The 19,638-nt window shown below is 43.3% G+C and carries 16 protein-coding genes; 4 read left to right on the top strand and 12 right to left on the bottom strand.

Annotation, left to right across the window (positions count from 1 at the left end):
• The first annotated feature begins 24 nt into the window (after positions 1-24).
• Positions 25-618 (top strand): Uma2 family endonuclease, encoded by a 594-nt coding sequence (locus QUB80_RS17885; protein ID WP_289790861.1) that lies wholly within the window; start codon positions 25-27, stop codon positions 616-618.
• Between the two features lie 62 nt (positions 619-680).
• Here QUB80_RS17885 and QUB80_RS17880 read toward each other — a convergent pair whose 3' ends face one another.
• Together QUB80_RS17880 and QUB80_RS17875 are read right to left on the bottom strand one after the other, a co-directional pair.
• Positions 681-1,067, bottom strand: a complete 387-nt coding sequence (locus QUB80_RS17880) for an HNH endonuclease (RefSeq protein WP_289790860.1) — start codon at positions 1,065-1,067, stop codon at positions 681-683.
• Positions 1,064-1,426 carry a hypothetical protein gene (locus QUB80_RS17875; RefSeq protein WP_289790859.1) on the bottom strand — a complete coding sequence of 121 codons (363 nt, stop codon included), beginning with the start codon at positions 1,424-1,426 and terminating at the stop codon, positions 1,064-1,066. The genes QUB80_RS17880 and QUB80_RS17875 overlap by 4 nt, the downstream gene beginning before the upstream one ends.
• 484 nt (positions 1,427-1,910) lie before the next feature.
• Between QUB80_RS17875 and QUB80_RS17870 the strand changes: the two genes are divergently transcribed.
• On the top strand, positions 1,911-2,774 hold the full coding sequence (locus QUB80_RS17870) for a hypothetical protein (RefSeq protein WP_289790858.1): 864 nt from the start codon (positions 1,911-1,913) through the stop codon (positions 2,772-2,774).
• Between the two features lie 205 nt (positions 2,775-2,979).
• On the opposite strand, the gene QUB80_RS17865 is transcribed toward QUB80_RS17870, so the two are convergent.
• Positions 2,980-3,804, bottom strand: coding sequence for a M90 family metallopeptidase (locus QUB80_RS17865; RefSeq protein ID WP_289790857.1), 825 nt, complete (start codon positions 3,802-3,804; stop codon positions 2,980-2,982).
• Positions 3,805-3,938: 134 nt separating this feature from the next.
• Complete coding sequence (locus QUB80_RS17860; RefSeq protein ID WP_289790980.1) at positions 3,939-4,559, bottom strand: molybdopterin-dependent oxidoreductase; 621 nt, start codon at positions 4,557-4,559, stop codon at positions 3,939-3,941.
• 278 nt (positions 4,560-4,837) lie between these two features.
• Here QUB80_RS17860 and QUB80_RS17855 point away from each other — a divergent pair, with 278 nt between their 5' ends.
• Complete coding sequence (locus tag QUB80_RS17855; protein WP_289790856.1) at positions 4,838-6,895, top strand: pentapeptide repeat-containing protein; 2,058 nt, start codon at positions 4,838-4,840, stop codon at positions 6,893-6,895.
• Between the two features lie 8 nt (positions 6,896-6,903).
• Here QUB80_RS17855 and QUB80_RS17850 read toward each other — a convergent pair whose 3' ends face one another.
• Both QUB80_RS17850 and QUB80_RS17845 read right to left on the bottom strand, forming a co-directional pair.
• Positions 6,904-7,275 (bottom strand): DUF5615 family PIN-like protein, encoded by a 372-nt coding sequence (locus QUB80_RS17850; protein ID WP_289790855.1) that lies wholly within the window; start codon positions 7,273-7,275, stop codon positions 6,904-6,906.
• A 5-nt stretch (positions 7,276-7,280) separates the two neighbouring features.
• Positions 7,281-7,568, bottom strand: a complete 288-nt coding sequence (locus QUB80_RS17845) for a DUF433 domain-containing protein (protein WP_289790854.1) — start codon at positions 7,566-7,568, stop codon at positions 7,281-7,283.
• Between the two features lie 126 nt (positions 7,569-7,694).
• Here QUB80_RS17845 and ilvA point away from each other — a divergent pair, with 126 nt between their 5' ends.
• Positions 7,695-9,206, top strand: coding sequence for a threonine ammonia-lyase, biosynthetic (gene ilvA / locus QUB80_RS17840; protein ID WP_289790853.1), 1,512 nt, complete (start codon positions 7,695-7,697; stop codon positions 9,204-9,206).
• Positions 9,207-9,642: 436 nt separating this feature from the next.
• Here ilvA and QUB80_RS17835 read toward each other — a convergent pair whose 3' ends face one another.
• The 6 genes from QUB80_RS17835 to QUB80_RS17810 all read right to left on the bottom strand — a co-directional run bounded on the left by QUB80_RS17835 (position 9,643) and on the right by QUB80_RS17810 (position 19,623).
• Positions 9,643-11,901, bottom strand: a complete 2,259-nt coding sequence (locus QUB80_RS17835; RefSeq protein ID WP_289790852.1) for a family 1 glycosylhydrolase — start codon at positions 11,899-11,901, stop codon at positions 9,643-9,645.
• Positions 11,902-12,029: 128 nt separating this feature from the next.
• On the bottom strand, positions 12,030-12,869 hold the full coding sequence (locus tag QUB80_RS17830) for an N-acyl homoserine lactonase family protein (protein ID WP_289790851.1): 840 nt from the start codon (positions 12,867-12,869) through the stop codon (positions 12,030-12,032).
• Between the two features lie 175 nt (positions 12,870-13,044).
• The gene (locus QUB80_RS17825; protein WP_289790850.1) at positions 13,045-14,412 is read right to left on the bottom strand and encodes a cytochrome P450; all 1,368 of its coding nucleotides are present in this window, start codon (positions 14,410-14,412) and stop codon (positions 13,045-13,047) included.
• Between the two features lie 323 nt (positions 14,413-14,735).
• The gene (locus tag QUB80_RS17820) at positions 14,736-16,304 is read right to left on the bottom strand and encodes a c-type cytochrome (protein WP_289790849.1); all 1,569 of its coding nucleotides are present in this window, start codon (positions 16,302-16,304) and stop codon (positions 14,736-14,738) included.
• 14 nt (positions 16,305-16,318) lie between these two features.
• Positions 16,319-17,836, bottom strand: coding sequence for a hypothetical protein (locus QUB80_RS17815; RefSeq protein WP_289790848.1), 1,518 nt, complete (start codon positions 17,834-17,836; stop codon positions 16,319-16,321).
• A gap of 89 nt (positions 17,837-17,925) precedes the next feature.
• Positions 17,926-19,623 (bottom strand): alpha/beta fold hydrolase, encoded by a 1,698-nt coding sequence (locus QUB80_RS17810; protein ID WP_289790847.1) that lies wholly within the window; start codon positions 19,621-19,623, stop codon positions 17,926-17,928.
• Positions 19,624-19,638 lie beyond the last annotated feature (15 nt).

The following is a 19,638-nucleotide window of genomic DNA, read 5'->3' as shown; positions in this document are numbered from 1 at the left end:
AGCAACGCGATCGCGCTTTTGTTTATGACAACAGCACTTCCTCCGTCACTCACGCTTGAAGAATTCCTAAAGCAGCCAGAAACCAAGCCTGCTAGTGAATTTATCGACGGTAAGATTTACCAAAAGCCTATGTCTCAAGGGAAACATTCAAGACTGCTACTCAAGTTTTGTGATGCTGTTAATCAAGTTGCAGAAAAGCCAAAAATTGCCCTTGCCTTCCCAGAATTGCGCTGTACTTACCCTGGGGGAAGCCGCTCTTCGAGCGTCTATGGCAACCGCTCGATTGTGCCTGACGCTAGTGTTTTCCTTTGGGAACGAATTCCTTTTGAAGCAGATGGCGAAGTCCCCAATGTGTTTAATATTTATCCTGATTGGACAGTAGAAATTCTCTCACCCGAACAGAGAGTTACCAAAGTTATTAGTAATATTTTGCACTGTCTTAAACACGGCACTCAGCTAGGATGGTTAATCGATCCAGATGAGCGGTTAATTTTGGCATTTATTCTAGGACAGGAACCGATAGAGTTAAAAGCTAGCGATCGCCTGCCCATGCCAAAATTTTTAACACTAAATTTGACAGTAGAGCAGGTTTTTGGGTGGCTAAAAGTTAGTCAATGAAATTGTGATCGCCTTATTAACAGTTTTAATCTCCTTGCACGATCGGTGCTTTATTAGAAATTTTACGGAAATAAGCCCAAACGAATCCATAGTTGTCTTGCAATTATTTGTGGCTGACTGTTCATTTCTAAACAAACTATTGTTGCTCTGCCAATGGCTGTACCAACCTCAATATCCACACGGAAATGTTCATTCCATGTATCTTGCCTTGGGTGAAACAGAGGAACTTCAGTTTTGGATTCAGGATCTACTGCACTGATGCGGGTTCCCTTGCGAAGATTGCAGGAGCGACAGGCAAGAGCCAGATTGAATTCGGCATCAGCACCGCCTCGGTACATAGGGACAATGTGCTCGACTTCAAATGGAAAGTTGAAGACTAGTTCAGGTGCGTGGCAATATTCGCAGCGATGATTGGCACGGTTAGCTACCAGAGGATAAAAAGGGTTCATTGGTTCAGTTGCTGCAACAAGATTGCTGTTCTAGCTGTGGCAGCTTTCAATTCAACCTCAACAAGACTATCTAGCTCTATTTGCTGTTCGGGCGGGAGTGTTTGTCCTTGATCGCGGGCGGCTCGCCAGAGACTCATTAACTCAGATAAACGCTTTTGCTGCTCGACACTAAAAAACCAGTCAGGAAGAAAGTTTTGGATCACTAGTAATGCATTGAATTCGTCACCTTCTAACTGAGCCGTCAAAGCATCCAATGCTTCACCTGCGGTTCTACCAGTTGATTGCTTATCTCCTGCGATCGCTCGATAAATTCTCTCGCCATTTGCATCAGATATTGGCAAGATAGAAACTGTCGTCATGTTCTTCCCTGAGAGCTTCTTGCTTATTAATTATAGTTGGGTTATTCAGACAAGGGTTTTGAAAATTAATGCTTGCGTAGACGCGCAGCAACTTGTCATCAAACATCGCTTGAATGATAATCATCCATTTTGGATACAAAAATAAATGTATTAGAGTGTATAACTGCAATATAGTTAGGCTATATCTATTACTAAATTGCAGAAGTGCCTTGAATAAATAGGTAGACTTGCATCTGTGCTCTTGTCCGCCAAGAAATAAATTTCAAAGGCTACAAAGCTAAAGTCTGCTCAAGCAGACTAAGTAAGATTTTCAGTCAGTTAAAACTGACTTGAGCTATAAGCCTGGAAACTTCAATTCCAGGCGTTTTAAGGCCGAGATGCAAAATATGAAATTAGGCATCTTCAAGTCTTAATTATTTATAAAAAATTTATGCCGATTCATGACCCAATTTCTTGGTAAACAACAATTCTTAGAGATAGAGCAATGAGTGATGAGACGCAGAATGAGAAAAAGGAAAATGGTCGAGAAGCGAATAATGCCCAACAGAAGCCTGACTATGCTAAGTGGTTCGGTATAGTTGCTACATTTTTGTCCATCTTCCTAACATTTCTAACTTATAAATTGGATGTAGAGCGCAGAAATGCAGAAACACAACTTCAGAAAATAAAGAACCGCCAAGATGAACTTAGTGCTAACTTGGAGGAGATTAGAGGGAGGATAGACATTGACTTCAACTCTTATTTTGAAGGAGCAGCAACAACTCCTAAAAAGTTTATGGAGAGCAACAGTTTAAATAGTATGTTTCCCAATGAGGTGTATAACCAAATTGTGAGTCAGATGAAAAGGGGAAGATGGGATAGCTTGAACAATTTGATGAGATGTGTATATGGCATTTACAATGATAAACCTAATTTTGGAATCATAAACTCCCGCCAAATACTGTATTTCGAGATATTTTATAATCCTTCATCAGATAGTAAGAAGTCACCAGCGGAACAACTGGAAATTACTTATCGATTTAAAGATTTTCCTTCCATTCCTATAAGTGGCTCTTTAACTCGACAGTATAGTTTCAAAGAGTTAGAGTCAGATGTGAATAATTGGCAAACAAAAACTGTAGAAGTTGGTCAATTGAAAGCTGGAAAGAAGATAACTATTCCTGTTGCCCATATGGTGGGGCCATACGTATATAGTGAAAGTGTAGTCATACCTATGAAAATTCATTGGTATAATCCTCTCTTAAAAAAGAGTGAGGAAAAATCTTTAAATTTGAAAAGTATGTTATCTGAATTAGATGCAAAATCCCAAGGCTCTCTTCTCGGTAATATAGGTAAATCATGTCAATAGAGATACATAAATACTGCTAACACAAAGCTTCAAATTACCGTCCTCATAACAAGCAGAAATTAAAAATGATATATTTAAAAGCATAGACAACTCGTGGTTAGATCTCGATAAGCTGTGGTTATCACACAAGTTGTTGTGGTTAGATCGCCGTGTCAGCAGACTAACGCACCTTCAAATTAGCAAAGCGATCGCATTGAACTAATTTTTAAACCCATTGTACAGGATCTACTTGATAGTAGCGTTGCAGTAACGTATATAGTGCCGGATGCAGATTTAGTAATTGCTGTGGTTTCTCAAAAAATGTCTCCGTCGCTACGGCAAAAAATTCTGCGGGATTAGTCGCACCATAGCTATCCATCACAGTTTTTACGCCTCGTTGAACATCATTACAAAGTAGCTGATATTCTTCTGTCATCACCTGCGCCCAAAGGGGATAGTCTGATTTTCTTTGCAAAATCGGAACACCCTCAGCTTTACCATCCTCTTGATCCAACTGATGGGCAAATTCATGCAGCACAACGTTATGCCCATCGCTCCAGTTACTGATGTCTTGTTGCACCTGTTCCCAAGACAGCACTACTTGATCTCGACTCCACGATTCCCCCAATCTTGCCACGCGCCTTTCTTCGACAACATAATCTCCGCTCGCAACAGTTTCCTTAACCACATAAGTGCTGGGATAAATTAAAATCGAACGAAGTTTAGAAAAATATTCTCCCCGTTCATTGAAAAGAAGCAAACAAGCAACAGCAGCAACAGTCACTTTCATTTCTTCTGTTACCTGCAATCCTTTACAGCCAATGAATTGTTTTTCTGCTAAGAAAACTTGAATATGTCCATGCAACTGTCTGCGTTCAGCAGCAGAAAGACGGAGGTAAATAGGAAGATTATTCTCAATAATGGCATTCCACAGTGGCGGGAAAGGGCGATGTTTAAGACGGTTGCGTCGCTGTTTATTTAAGAGAGGATAAATTAAAATTCCTGTGATAATTAGCCCAATAACCAGAAAAAAAATAATTATTCTAAGCATTGTATTTTAGCGCTTGCCGCTGGCTGATTCACTGATAGAGCTTTTCGATCACCTCCAATTGCTAAGAAGCGATCGCTTTGTTGTCTTTCTTTAGCTTACTCAAGCTACATCAGTTCAGCCTTAGAGACTGGAGTTCACACAGCTTTGATGCGATGAGTGACAACAGCCCAATAGTTATATCCTTCATCATTCCAAGAAATTTTATCCGGTTGAGTATTGCCACTAGAATCGATTGCACGAGCACGCAAACCATAGCTTCCTGGGCGCACATTCCACTCTAGATCCCATCGCACCCATGCTTTGGCAATATTCGGTTCTCGCAGTCTGACACTCCGCCAAGTTTTACCATCATCTAAACTAACCTCTACTTTAGTAATTTTTCCTTCACCTGACCAAGAACGCCCACGAATAAGCTGTTTTCCAGCCTTAATTTCTCTATCCCAAGGTAATTCAAAGGCACTTTTGACTTTTTGCGTGGTTAAAATTTGCCCCGTGACTCCTTGTACTTTCAGATCTTCTGAAACGGGATAATCTTCTCCAATTAAGACATACCTTTTAGTGTTGTATGTGGAAAACAGAGGTGTTTGTGAAACTTGAATGCTGCCAACCCATTTGATATGAGCAATACCCACCCAACCCGGAACCAAAACTCGCAGGGGAAACCCATGATCGATAGGCAGGATATCTCCATTTATGGCATAAATTAACAAGGTATCTTCTTCTAATGCCTTCTCAATCGAAAAAGGACGTTGAATTTTTTTTCATCCAGACTGATAGGCATGACGTCAGACGCGCAGCGGCTACTTGCAGAAGTCGCTTTGCGCCTACCGCAGGTAGGCAGAAGGAAAAGGTTTCTTTCATCCGTTGCGGCGTGTAATCGTATGCCTTGGGCGCTGATATCTTACACCAAGCGACTGGAATTCATAGCTACACAAGCAAAGGTTGAATTGCCATACAATATTGCCCAATTAGCCGTAAACTTGCATACTCAAGATGTATCAAAACATAAATTTGAATATTTACCAACCAAGCTATGCTCCAGGATTTCTTCGGTAAAAATCTGCGTGGGCGCTCCTTCAAAGGTCAAAGCCTTGCAGGTGCAAACTTTAGTTATGCAGATATCCAAGGAGCAGATTTTAGTAAAGCTAACTTGAGAGGGGCAAACTTCACTAGTGCAAAGGCAGGATTGAGATTGTATTGGATATTTGTCTTATTAGCACTGTCTTTGGCAATATCTAGTCTGTCAGGATTTACCTCTGCAATTATTCTCAATTTTAATGTCTACTTTTGGGTTTCAAAAAAGCTTTCTCCAGTTGTGATTATTCCATATGGAATTATTTTTATTAGTATAGTTCGTGGTTTATTAAATAACTTTTTTGAGCCTTTCGCGGTGACTTTAAATGTTTATCTGTCTGTAGCAGTTATTTTAGCGATCACTTTTTTTGGTGCTCCAGCCGCAGCGGTAGATGAACCGGAAGCAAAACTTGGAGGAATGGCTTTAACGACTTTTGTTGGTATGGCTTTTCTGATAGTAGTTATTTTTAGTCAAATGGGTGGATTCGCCGAAAGAATTATTATCAACACAGCAGGTATTAGAGAACTACAAATTATTCAGGAATTTGATCAGGGACAATGGCTTGGAGGAGTAGTTGGCGGAATTTTTGGTGGCATTTGGGGTTATTTTTTTAGTCATGCAGCAATAGAAGGAGATAAAAAATTTTCTTGGCTTTGGAAAATGTTTGTTAAGTTTGCTGCTATGGGAGGCACTAGTTTTTATCATGCCGATCTAACAGATGCCAACTTTAATAAAGCAATAATTAAAAGTTCTGATTTTAAAAATGCAATTCTGATCCATATATGCTGGAAAGCATCTAAATACTTAGAACTAGCTCGTTTCAGTAAAAGCTATCTTCAAGATGCACAAGTACGGCAATTACTAATTACAGGAGAAGGACAAGGAAAAATTTTTGACAGAATGGACTTACGAGGTGTCAATTTGAAAGGAGCCAACCTGGTTGATGCCAGCTTTATTGGTGCAGACTTAAGCGAAGCTAACTTGCAGGATGCAGACTTATCCAGAGCAAAGCTAGTGCAGACTCAACTAGACGAAACTGACTTTACAGGGGCTACTCTCACCGGAGCCTTCATAGAAGATTGGGGCATTACTACTGACACTAAATTTGATGGTGTAAAGTGCGAATACGTTTATATGCGCCTGCCCACGAAAGATAACCCAGATCCTCACCGCAAACCAGACAATCGACAGGAAGTTTTTGCAGACGGAGAGTTTGGGGATTTTATCAAACCAATATTTGACACCCTAGATTTGTACCACAACCAAAATGTCGATCCTCGTGCCATAGCGATCGCCTTCAAGCAACTTGCTGAAAATAATCCAGATGCACAGTTACGAGTTGTGGGAATGGAGGTGCGAGGAGAAGATAAGTTTCTGCTCCGTGCCAAAACAGCACCTACGACTGATAAATCGGAATTAAGTGCTAAATATTTTGATACTTATAATTGCATCAAAGTCTTACCAGAACGTGAAGTAAAGTTACTTTTAGCAGAAAAAGAAAACCAAATCCGTAGATTAGAAAATATGGTACTGACGGCGCTAGAGCGTCCTAGTTTTTATTCAAAAGTTGAGCAAGTAGGTAATATGACTAACAACAGTAGTGGAATCTCTCAAAATATGAGCGGTGGTACAATACACGGCGGGATGCAGGCAGCGCAGGGCGATCAAAACCAACTTGCAATGGAAACTAACGTAACTGCATCCGATCAAAAACAATTAACCAAAGAAGATGTAATTCGGATGCTAGCGCAGATTCAACAGATGATTAGCAGTGCAGAATTACCACCAGATACTAAAGAAGAAGCAACTCTATACTTAGGCGCTGCTAAAAAAGCAACTGAAAAAGAGCCACCGAACAAAGAGGCAGCACAAGTTAACCTCAAAAGTATGGCTGATACTTTAGAAACAGCTTCCAAGACAGTCACATCAACCAAAAGCCTTTGGGAAAATGTCAAACCAATTCTCAAAGAATTACCAGGGTGGTTTGGTGTTGCCAAAAGTTTCTTTGGATTTTAGTCTTAGACTCAGGCTAAATCAATATAAGTGCTCAAAAATATTAATTGGTTGGTCATATCCTCAACAGAATTTTCTGCTGCCAGTTTCAGCAACCCTCGTAACTGTTGACCTATGGAGAAGTGTTGTTGAAATGCAAGAATAATCCCAGCATGACTTTTTGCCTGAACAATAAAGTCATGATGCAATCGGCAAAAGTCTCCTATGTTGAAGCTGTAAATTACTCGTGCTTGCTCTTTTGCCCAAATAAGTTGCTCTTCGTCAGAATATCCTAATCTGCCAACATCCGCAACTGTGATAATATCTAGATCCGCATTTCGTAAGGCTTTTACAAGTGCAGCCTTGATAGTATCTTCATCCAAGTACAGGCGAATTTTACTCAAGATAATTAGTTAGCTTTTCTGTATTCAACTTCAAGGTGACGACATTCTTCGTTATAGGCTGCAAATTCAGTATCTAGTGCTTCTTTATTGGCGTAGTAATAGGCTAAAGCCGTATAGATGCTTGCAAGTGTTAAGTAAGGCTTATCTTCCAGAATTTCTTCAGGTGTTATACCTGATTTTATCTCATTGACAACGTACTGAACCGTAATGCGGCTACCGTCAATTCGAGGACGTCCACCACAGATTCCCGGTGTGCAGACAATCAGCTTGCCAATATCTGTGACTGCTTGCATATACTAATTTCTAAATTTTACTTAGATCATAACTTAGTAAAGTAAGAATAGTTCGTTTCCACAAAACAGGTACACAACTGGCGTAAAATTGTACTTTATCTGGCATCTATCAATTTGTTAACACCCATGCTCTGCGATTATTTGGTACAAATTCTGACTGCCCGCGTGTACGATGTTGCCCTGGAAACACCACTAGAAATTGCTCCAAACCTTTCGGCAAGACTCAATAATAAACTCCTGCTCAAGCGTGAGGATATGCAGTCAGTATTTTCCTTTAAGCTGCGGGGTGCTTATAACAAAATGGTGAACCTGCCACCAGACTTGCTAGCACAAGGTGTAATTGCTGCCTCTGCTGGAAACCATGCTCAGGGAGTAGCTCTTGGTGCTCGTCGCCTGGGAACGCGGGCAATTATTGTTATGCCAGTAACTACGCCCCAAGTGAAGGTAGATGCAGTTAAAGCACGTGGAGGCGAGGTGGTTTTGCATGGGGATACTTACGACGATGCCTATGCCTATGCTCGAAAATTAGAGGCAGAAAAGGGCTTGACGTTTATTCACCCCTTTGACGATCCATACGTAATTGCCGGGCAGGGAACAATTGGGATGGAAATTTTGCGGCAATATCAAAAACCCATCCATGCAATTTTTGTAGCGATTGGGGGTGGCGGATTAATTTCTGGGATTGCGGCATACGTGAAACGGTTGCGCCCGGAAATCAAGATTATTGGGGTTGAGCCAGTAGATGCCGATGCCATGCATCAATCCCTCAAAGCTGGAAAACGAGTGCGCTTGTCTCAGGTGGGTTTATTTGCCGATGGTGTGGCAGTGCGTGAGGTGGGTGAAGAAACTTTTCATCTGTGTCAGGAATATGTGGATGACATTATTCTGGTCGATACGGATGACACTTGTGCGGCAATTAAAGACGTTTTTGAAGATACGCGATCGATTGTAGAGCCTGCGGGAGCATTGGCGATCGCTGGTGCAAAAGCCTACGTAGAACGAGAACAAATCGAGGGACAAACTTTAGTTGCGATCGCTTGCGGTGCTAACATGAATTTCGATCGCCTGCGTTTTGTTGCAGAACGAGCAGAGTTGGGCGAACGCCGCGAAGCCATCTTTGCAGTCACAATTCCGGAAGAGGCGGGTAGTCTGCGTAAGTTTTGCCAATGCATAGGCAAGCGCAATCTAACTGAGTTTAACTATCGCATCGCCGATGAGAAAGAGGCACATATTTTTGTAGGCGTGCAAATTGAAAAGCGTGCCGATAGGGCAAAGATGGTTGCAAATTTTGAAGAGTGCGGTTTCAAAACCATTGATTTAACCGATGACGAACTCACCAAACTGCACCTGCGGCACATGGTAGGTGGACGTTCTCCCCTTGCTCATAATGAATTACTATATCGTTTCGAGTTTCCCGAACGCCCTGGTGCATTAATGAAGTTTGTGGATTCCATGAGTCCTAACTGGAATATTAGTATGTTCCACTACCGCAACAATGGAGCAGATTACGGGCGAATTGTTGTCGGTATTCAAGTGCCTCCCCATGAGATGGAAGAATGGCAAGCATTTCTCGATACCTTGGGCTATCGTTACTGGGATGAGAATAAGAATCCGGCATATAAGTTGTTTTTAGGGTAGGGGAAGTAGTAATTAAGACGTTGTTTTTCTTTGTTAACCCAGCCTATTCAAGTTAGTATAGCTTTGGGTAAAATCGTAGCGACCTTAGAGGATGTTTTAAAAGTTCTATCGTTGGGGTCATATTGGTTACTTAATAATATACCTAAAAATTGCCCATTAGCAGCGTAATAACTGAGTAGCACCATTAATAGCAGCAAGAAATTCAATAATTGTCATTTTTTCCTATTCATTATTTTCGTGTATTTTTTTGTCTAACTTCACCCGATACACCAAAATTTACCTCGGAGATTATGACCAATTATTCGCTGCAAGTAATAAAGATAGTGTAAACAAAGCTTGGAGTAAGCGTAAGATAGCGTTTGTGTATGCATTAGTTTGAGGCGGGAACACAAGACATTATTCTCCGCGTCCCCGCGTCTCACACACTCTGCGTCTTTCACACACCCCGTTTTTGAATAATCTCCTTATATGCGATCGCTGCGGCAGTAGGCAGGCGTTTTAATTCTGGATCTTTGTCAAGATCTACGTGATACAATCCAAAATCACTTGCCGGGCCGAATTTCAGTCCCCACTCCCGGTTAGAGGTGGCACTCCAGCAAATATAACCTGCTACTTTTACGCCATCGTTATAAGCTCGCTGCACTTCCGCTAAGTGGCGGCGGATATACTCTTCTCGCTTCACACCATCTGCTATTTCAACGCAACCATTCTCAACAATCAAAATTTCTTTACCGGGGAACAGCTGGGCGTGGAACTTGAGCATATCATAAAGCACGCCAGACCAGACAGGCGCATTATTAAAACGTCCAAAGGCTGCATCCATTAACTGCTTAACGCGGTTAATTCGCAAATTGCTAATACCCCAGTAATAATCAAAACCGACAAAATCCTGCTGATCGACGCAATCTTTGGGACAGAGAAATTCTGGTAATTTCCCTGCCATGCCTAGATGCCACCAGTTACTAGTTAGGGAGGTTGACAGGATGCTAAAAATCTTTTGCAAGGGATCGAAGATGCTGATAATAGAGCGCAGCAACGGTAGGCGTTCCGCAGTCTTGACGGGACGAAACTGAATTTTATTGCGATCGCCAAAAATTTCTTCTGCTACTGCCCGCGCTAAATCAATTTCTAAACCGCTGAACTCACCCGTCTTCGGATCGCGGTAGCCAAATCCAGGTACGTTGTCTTTTACGGCAACAATTAAATAACCCCTGTCTTGAATGCGACGCAACGGTGTTCCCGGTTCGGCAAGTGGGAGAAAAGTAGTGGCAAAAGAATTCTCCGCGTCCCCGTGTCTCCGCGTCCCCGCGTCTCCTTGTCTCCTTGTCTCCTTGTCTGTGTCTCTGCCGCTGATATCACCAAGAGTAGAACGTCGTCCCATCCGAGGTAGTTCTGGTAAAGGTTCACCGGGGAAGTAACGAGCAAAACTTTCTGCCCAAGCTCCAGATTCTTTGAAACGCCGCACTGCTACATCTACAGCATTGAGCAAGAAGCGATCGCCTTTGACTACAGCGGCAGCGTAGGGTTCTTCTGTCAAGCGATGGTTTACAAATCGATACTGTTTCGGATGCTGCTGCATTATTCCTAACAAAATTATGTCATCAGCCAAGATGGCAGCGATTTGGTCGTAATCTAGCGCTCTGAGGGCTTCTTCATAATCTGGCAGTACTACCACATCTGTATTGGGAAGAAGTGCGTAGATATTTGTTTCAGCAGTACTGCCTTGTATGACTGCCACTTTTTTACCAGCCACATCACTCAGTTCTTGAATCTGGCTCTGGGACTTCACGAGTAAGGTTTCACCTGCCAGATAGTAAACCTCGGAAAACGCCACTTGTTCTCCTCGCTCTGGGGTGGCGGTTAAAGTAGCAATAACTACGTCAACTTGCCCTTTTTCTAGCAAGGCTCGTTCAGTGAAACGTTTACCTTGATTAATCAAATCTTCTCTACTACGAAGCCGAGTCACATTGAGATCCACTATTTTTTGCAACCACAGAGGTAAACCAAGTAACATTGGGTTTGCCCCGACTTGGGCATCTGGGTTGAATTGCTTAATTATCGCTCTAGCTCTGGTGTGGGCTATAAATAAATTTCGCATCAAATCGCCCACTGCTGCCATCTGCTGTGACATCGAAGCACCGCGAGGTAAACCGGGAGGCATAAAATAAGCCCTTTCCCACCAAGGTTTGACGTAGCCGTAAATGAGTTGGCTCGGTTCGTTAAAGGTAATCCAGTAGCGGACTAAATCGCCCAGACGTTTAGCTGCTTCTGTGGCGTAGCTGGCAAAAATAGCCGGAAACTCCTCAGCAGTTAAACCACCCCGCCCTTCTACGTGTAATGGATGGGTAAAGTGGTGTAAAGTAACAATTGGTTCCATTCCATAGGAACGGATCGTTTCAATGACTTGGCGGTAGTGCTCGAAGGCTGCATCGTCAAACTTCCCTGGCTCAGGTTCCACTCGCGACCAAGCGATCGAAAAGCGGAATGCCTTGCAACCAAGGGATTTAGCGAGGCCAATATCTTCAGCATAGCGGTTCCAAAAATCAGTTGCTTGACCTCGTGGTGTGAGAGCGCGGCGGCGTTCCCAAACATCGCGAATATCCTCAAAACGAGCATCGTAAGCTTCGCATTGGTGATCGGCAGAAGCAACACCAAACAGAAATGATTCTGGTAGAGGTGAGTAGCGATCGCTCATTGAAATAACTCCTTTTCGATCTAAATGTGCAAATGTATAAACAGTTAAACTAGACACTCATGTCATAAATCACACCACGAGGGAATGAAAATCTCTTTTCTCTAGCCCCTAGTCCCTAGCCCCTATTTTCAAGACAGTTGAACTGACACTATGCTTCGCTCTGCTAATCTTTGAGCAGCATCGGGGTCGTGACTGGGAAGATAGACTGTAGGAAATTCTTGGACATATTGCAAAATTCGCTGCAAAGTTTGGCGAGAAGAATTTTCATCTTGGGCAACACCATCAACAATCTGCTCTAACATCAACTGTTGCGAGTAAGAGGCATCACCAGCAAAAAATAGCGATCGCCCATCAATTTGAACCAGTACTGATAGATGCCCTGCTGTATGTCCGTGGGTAGGAATTAAGCAGACATCCCCAGCCTTTGTGAGCGTGAAACTTTCAGGAAAAGGGCCAATTGGCTTGGGTTCAAAGTCTATCAAGCGAGGAGCTAGCCACTTAGGCCATTGATGGTTCAAATAGCCTTTTAGCTGTCCGCTCCAACCACCGCTCACCTCGTACTCCCGACGAGAGACTATAATTTCTGCGTTGGGAAAATACTCTAAACCACCAATATGATCTGTGTGCATATGAGTGAGAATCACCCAACGAACATCTTCCGGTTTTATACCCAAGGCTTGCAACCTATTACCAACTTCATCTTCAGGTTGCAAACATGGTTTGATACTCCACTGAAAATAGGGATTCCACCAAGGAAAATAGCCTGGTTCTAAAGTGCGTGCAGTCTCACCTGTATCGATTAAAATAATCCCTTCTGGATGCTCGATCGCCCAACTGTAAATGGGTAAAGGCTCAGTCCAATTGCGATCGAGAATGGTGTTGACTAAGCGCATGGCTCCATGACCTTTGCTGTAGCACTGACAGGTTTTAATTGCAACAAGCCCACTCTTAACAGGATGAATTCGCATTTTTAAACCTTGCAATATTTTCTAGAACCTTCTGCCTACTGCCCTCTGACTTGAAAGTCACCTCACCCCCTGCCCCTCTCCTTGCTAAGGAGAGGGGTGTCCGACAGGACGGGGTGAGGTTTTTCATGCATGGGGGTGAAACTTGTTTCATCGTGACTGCCTTTCTTCAGTCACTTCAAGGCGAATAAATACCAAACCGCACCTTTAAACCATCACGGGGAGTTGGAAACAAATCGCGGTTAAATTCTAGATTTTGCGGCAACAGTTCCCAGGTATATCGACGTAGCAAATGCACCGCCATTACCTTGAGCAGCACTGTAATCATGTCTTCACCAGGACAACGATGCCCATCTTTCGCTCCGCCGCCTTGGGGTACGTAGCTATTTGGTGGCAAAGTCGCAAATTGTTCTGGAGCAAAGCGGCAGGGTTTAAAACTTTCTGGCTCGGAAAATACCTGCGGCATATGCATGGTAGTATGGATTCCTGCCACAGCACCCCATCCTTTAGGAATGCGGAAGTCTTTATACTCGCAGTCTGTCTTTACCTTGGCGAAAAAAGTAGCAGCGTTAATCGGATAAAAGCGGCGAATCTCTTTGGTGATTTGCTCCAGATATACCAGCTTTTGCAACCGCTCCATATTCAACGCACCATCACCAGCAAATTGATTAACTTCTTGCCTAGCGCGTGCCATTATCTCCGGATGTTGAGCTAAGGTTAGGGACAGAAGAGTGAGCGCCACATAAAAACCGGAGTAAGCTGCAAAAAATAGATGCAATACTTCACGGCGCAACTGGTCGTTAGTAAGGGTAGAACCATCTTCACCACGGGCTGTTAAAAGTACTTCTAAAATATCTTGTTGAGGTTGCTCTTGGTGTTGAGCGATCGCGCGATTAATATAATCGAGCAGCCAATCGCGACTTTTAAGTGCTTTTCCGTAGGCATTAAAACCCAGATTAATCGGGACTGCGGAAAAACCTTTGATAAAGGTGTCCATGATTTTTCCTACAGCTTCACTGTCTGAACCAGGCGTTTGTCCTACAAACAAAGCATTGCTCAAAGAAGCGCACATTTTGCGGTATTCAGTTAACCAAGTAAAGCTGCCTAACTTTTCCCAACGCTCTAGATAGTAAGCAGCGTTCTGTTCCATGACTGGAATATATTTGTCGAAAGCCTGCGGCATAAAAGCTTGGAGAATTAACCTTTTCCGGCGACGATGTTCTTCTCCGTCCAACAACGGCAAGGCATCCCAGTCTAATAATTCTCGAACTGGTTGTGGATTGCCATTCTCACGGGTAAAGTATTCCTGATTGAGAAAGAAAGTAAAAGCTTCAGGGCCGATAAAGACGATGACTGGTTTACCAAACAGGTGGGTTTTAAAGACTGGGCCGTATTTTTTTAGTCGCTGGCGGTAAAAGCTATGGATATCCCAAGCTAAAGCAATAGTTTCTCCTATCAAGGGCAAACCGAAGGAACCAGGCGGTAAGGGCTTGCTATTGATATTTGGTTCAGTATCTTTACCTTGGAAATTTTTTTGAATTTGCATAATTTTTGTGTGAGTTATGTTGTTAATAAATTATTAAAATTTCAACAAGTAATACAAATTCCCCATATAAAAAAAACGAACCACAAAGAACACAAAGAACACAAAGAAATTAGTACTCATCAAATGCATTTTTATAGATAATTGATAGAAGTAAGTATTAGTAAATTCTGTTAGGTAAATATTTTTTAGCTTTGAATATTGTCATTTTTTATGCCTATATAAGTTAAAGCCTGGAGGCAGCAGCCCTCAAACCCCTCGTTACCAGGTTCAACCTGGTAACGAGAACTAGAGCAATCTGGCTCTCTCAATCTTGTGTTTATTTACTAAAGAGTTTTGAGATACTCCAACAAATCTTCTAAAGCAGCTTTATCCCAGCCCGTGCCTTGATAAGGCCAAGGATAATCGTGTCCTTTATTAGAGTTACCTAAAGTATGGGTATCTAATTTATAGTAGGTTTTTTCGTTTGGCTCTGTTGGTGAAGCCAATCCTACATCAATCGGATCGTAAAGATTATCTCCGCGATAAAAAATCTCACGCCTTGGTTTGAGATTAATTAACTCTGCTAATGTCAGGACACTACCATTGTGCAAGTAGGGAGCGCGGGCAAAAACCGATTCTAGGGGAGCATTAATGAAACCTTTGGTATCTCCCATCGGCCCCGGTCTGAGGTTTTCCCGCTTTGGCTTTAAGGGATGATCTTCAGGAAAGTAAGTCTCCACAGCATCGGGCAGTTCTTGATAGTAACGATAGTTAAGTCTTGCGGAGTCGGTTTGAATTTCTGCGATCGGTGTAATCAAACCTTGAACTTCTCCTTTGATCCAACTGTCATCTTTTGAGTTGCGATACCCGTGACAGGTGCTGCAATTTTGCATATAGACAGCACGACCGCGTTCTACTTTCTGCGGATCTAGTTTTGCGTCTTTAAATACTTCTGTATATTTTGGCCCCTTTAAATCTAACGTGTACTCAATAGCTTGAACAGCATTATGAGAAATTTCCGGCACCAGTAAGTTATTTGGATTGGCTCCAGCTGCGATCGCGGCGAGAACACTACGGCTGAGACGGTCTCGAACACTACCGTCATACTGCGCCCATTCACGGTTTTTCTGTTCGTATAAGGAAGGAAGTTTGGAAAAAGACCGATCCGATGCACCTGGTCGATCCATGACAAAGCGCACTAATTCCCTAAAAGGTTGGGTGCGACCGGGGCCATTCGGTTCTAGGTGAGCGTTTCTCAGGTCTTTGCCAGTATAAGGCTCGTCCCACTTGGGCAGTGAAGCCGCTACCTCCCGTCTCGCTGTTGATAGCCAAAAGGCGATCGTGGCTTTATCTAAAATTCCTAGTTGTTTGTCGTACTTAGACTCATAAGCCTGGACAATGTTGGTGAGGGTAAGACGCTTGTCATCAAGCAGAGATGATTTAACTGCATCAACCCAGGCAAATAAATCTAAAGATGTACTGCCCATACCTGTGACTACAATTTCCTCATCTCCCTCAAACCTTCTAATGTGAGAAGAGTGACACAATACACAACTAAAGCCTACGAATTTTGTGGGTGAAGGCGATCCCGATTGTGGTTGATAATTGGACGCGTTAAAACCTATTGGTAGTCCTTCGTTCTCGTTAGGTTTTCCTCTGATAAATCCAAATTGTTGAATCCAATCTCCTGCTTCCTTACCTGCTGGCTGAAATTTATCGGGGAATAAATCTGGCAGGATTTGAAACACTGGCAAAGGCATTAACTCAGTACCGATACTGCCGTGCAGAAATGCCTCTTTGGGAGTTCTAAATTCTGGCTTGACCCAAGTTGATTGTAGGAAGAAAAAACCAGCGATCGCTACCAGCACAATAGTAATAAGGGAGATAGCACCAATTTTAATGATTTTGAGCATATTTGTTTTCTCTGTTACTTTTTACCCCAAATTTGCTCGTGTTGGGCTTGACGACGGAACAGTTCTGGATCGTAGTATTGCTGGTAATATTCCATTTCCAGGTTCGAGAATTGCAGCCAGATGCCAGGAACGTAGAAGGCGTCTATATGTGCGGGGAAGCGACCGTAGGTTTCCCAGATATAGTTGCAGATATCTTTGGTATACTGAATTGTTTCTTTGGAGTGGGGTTCGGCGTTGCGCAGGAAGGCTTCACCACTGCTGCGATTTTTGTAAGGGCGGGTAAATATGTCCTTGTCTCCATAGGCTCCTTGGCTGCCGAATTTGTCTTCAATTACCCGATCAACTGCTTCATCCATTGATTTTACATAAGGCGGGCATAGTCCTTCCAGCACTCCATCAATACCCACGGGGTTAGTCTGAGGAGTAGGTAGTGGCGCCCACCGTTTTTTGGCTGGAGTGGGTTGTTCCATGCGGAATCCTAAACCATACCAATCCTTGGCTGGATTGCGTTCCAAAATGTAGGGCTGGAAGACTGAACCGTGTATCCAGCTACCAAGTCCCATTGCCTGACTGATGAGCATTAAATTCTGCAAGATGAAAAAACACTCGTAATCAGTACGCATTGTCTGAGCAAGTCCCAAGGGAACGACGTTGTTAGGATTGACAAAGCCTCCTTGGGCGCGATCAATACCGCCGATGGGTTGATAGGGAATCCAAGGAACCAGTCCTAAATGCATACCAATCCATGCTTTCCAATCTGCCCAGCTTTTGGGTCTGAACTTTTGCCAGTCATCGACAAACAAAGGTTTTTGTCCTTCCGGCTCAGATAGCAGGATGAGCAGAACATTAATATATTGGCGGGTACAATCGACGACTGGGAAAAAGACTGTTGTCCCTGGCAGGTTAGAAATTTGCTTGTTCCAGCCGAGGTAGTAAGGATAGATCCGGGGGAAATCTAGACGGCGATCGCTAATTCGATGTTTGACAGCACCAGCAGCTTTGAGCCAGTGTTCCTCTGTCCAGTCTTGCCATTTGGGAGGCAGATCCCCAAGGACTGCTAAAGCTTCACGTCCCTTGAGATGCTTAATTAGCCAGATACCTTCGTCATTAATCATGAAAAAGGATGTGGCTTGGGAATTATCCGCACTACTACCCGAACGAGCGACGATATTTAGAAAAGGAGTTCCTAGTTCTTTGCCTCCTTCTGGTTTATAGAGCGGCCCGTCGTGAGTCGTGATTCCTGTCATCCCTGTGGCTACAACCAAAATCGCCTCTTCTAGAGGACTGAGGGGTTCGGGCTGATTCGGACTGGTATAGCTGAGTTCTCCTGCCGAGATGCAAGCACCACGGGCTACTCTGCGGGTGCGGCGCTCTACAATTGCTTCCATTAAGGGATAGCGAAATAGCTCCACCAAACCTGGATGTTTTGCGATCGTAGATGCTAGAGGTTCACTGATGAGTTGATTAATTTCGCTCATATAGTAGGGTGGGCATTGCCCGTCAAAGTAAATATTTGAGATATCGGTGAGCAATGCCCACCTTACAGAAAACCGCTTTACAAACAACAGCCGAAGATAGACTTCAAGCTGTTGGGCGTTTGTTTCGGAATGGAAAAGTAAAACTAGTTAAACTTTTCTAATTCCGCCAAAATTGTTGGAAAAACGTCTTTTGCTGCGTTTTTACCCATAAAACAGTCCATATGTGCATAATCGGGGATCACATGGCGCACGTACAAGTCTTTACCGTTTTTATCACACAATAGTTTATATGTAATTTCCGAACCTTCAGGTAAGAAAAAGGCGTTATCTGCACCGTGAATAAATGCGATCGGAATAGCTAACCGCTCTAGATGAGGCAAGTAAATATCTTTACCATCTTTATCTAATATTTGCCCTCGACGCAAAATTAAAGAAATATGTCTGAAGAAGGTCATATTTGCCGGGCCGAATATCTCGTGAATGGCGTCGTGAGTAGCTTCGTTGAGTTGGTCTATTTTGTATACCTCTCCGTACATGAACAAAATTCGGCGATCAACCGGATTATTGTAGGGTTCTTTGGTGGGATAAAACCTCAAAACCATGTCGTAAAGACGATCCTGCCAATCGGCATGGGTGTCAAAGTCAGGATTGAGAGTTTCTACCCCCAATACTGTTAGAAACGATGCCAGACGCAAACCAGCTCTGATTTCGTTGAGGGTTGCTGCTTTAGGATGGGTGGTGAGTTGAGAGCAAACTGCGGAACGTACCCCTTTGAGACCTGCTAGCATAGCCATCAAGAAAGACATCGAACCAACACAGTGACCGACAACTTGGACTGTTTCTGCCCCAGTTAGAGTACGTACCTTTTCCACAGCTGCTGGCCAATCGTAGAGGGCAATCTCATCAGTGGAGAACTGAGTAGTAGCAGATGGCAAGTCGGCACTGGCTCGATAATCAAACAACCAAACATCATAGCCTTGAGCGTACAAGACTTCCGGTAGGTTTGTCTCAACAGTATCGATGGAAAATGCCAAGGTAGAAGTGCCAAAGCCTGGTGCTAGCATGACTGGCCCTTTCGTTCCGCCTTGATAGCGAGTTAGTCGCAGTTGTACACCATCACTTGTATTAAAGAAATGAACTTGGGGAGCCGACATCCGCAGGGGACGCTTTTGGCGGGGTGGTGCATCTGGATCGAATACTTTTGAGGGAGCAAATATTCCACCGTAAATATTGAACAAAACTCCGGCAAAAAAGCTGCCAAAGCGGGCAGTTTCTTCCAATTGCTGCTTGAGACTGGTGGTATTGGTAACTTGCAATGTAGACATCTGCCGCAGAAAATCTGCTGGCTGGATATTTAAAATTCCCCGCCCCAGCACTGGAGCGTTGAGATTGTCACCATCATGGACAGTAATATACAAAGTTGTTGTGTCTGCCCATAAATCAAAGCCCGGATCGTTGTGTACAACTTTAAAGCCATCTAAGTAATAAACCTTACCGTCGCTGGCTGTCATTGTCATGCCATAGGCCATGCGGCGCGTATTTACCCGATCCGGATCGACAATAAATAAGTTAAATTCGCCATTGGTTACTTTTAAAGGTTCAGGCGATAGAACTGGGGCGGTGACACTGCCAACGATTTTGGCTTTGTGGCTTTCATCGGTGAGCATCACCTCTAAATCGTCGGAGGTGACAGTAACAGTAAACTCAAACCGGGAGTTATTTTGTTTACCTTGCTGGGCTGCACGTTGATAGTCGTCTTGAATTTGCGTTGAAAAGTAGCCCCGCATAGTTTCAGTGAACTGAATTCCCACTTTGTTTTGTGTGGCTTGGGTTGTTGGCATTGAACACCTCGGTTA

This window comes from Chlorogloeopsis sp. ULAP01 (genome assembly GCF_030381805.1).
Classification (GTDB): domain Bacteria; phylum Cyanobacteriota; class Cyanobacteriia; order Cyanobacteriales; family Nostocaceae; genus Chlorogloeopsis.
The sequence above is the reverse complement of the archived record's forward strand: the minus strand, read 5'-3'. Positions and strand labels throughout refer to the sequence as shown.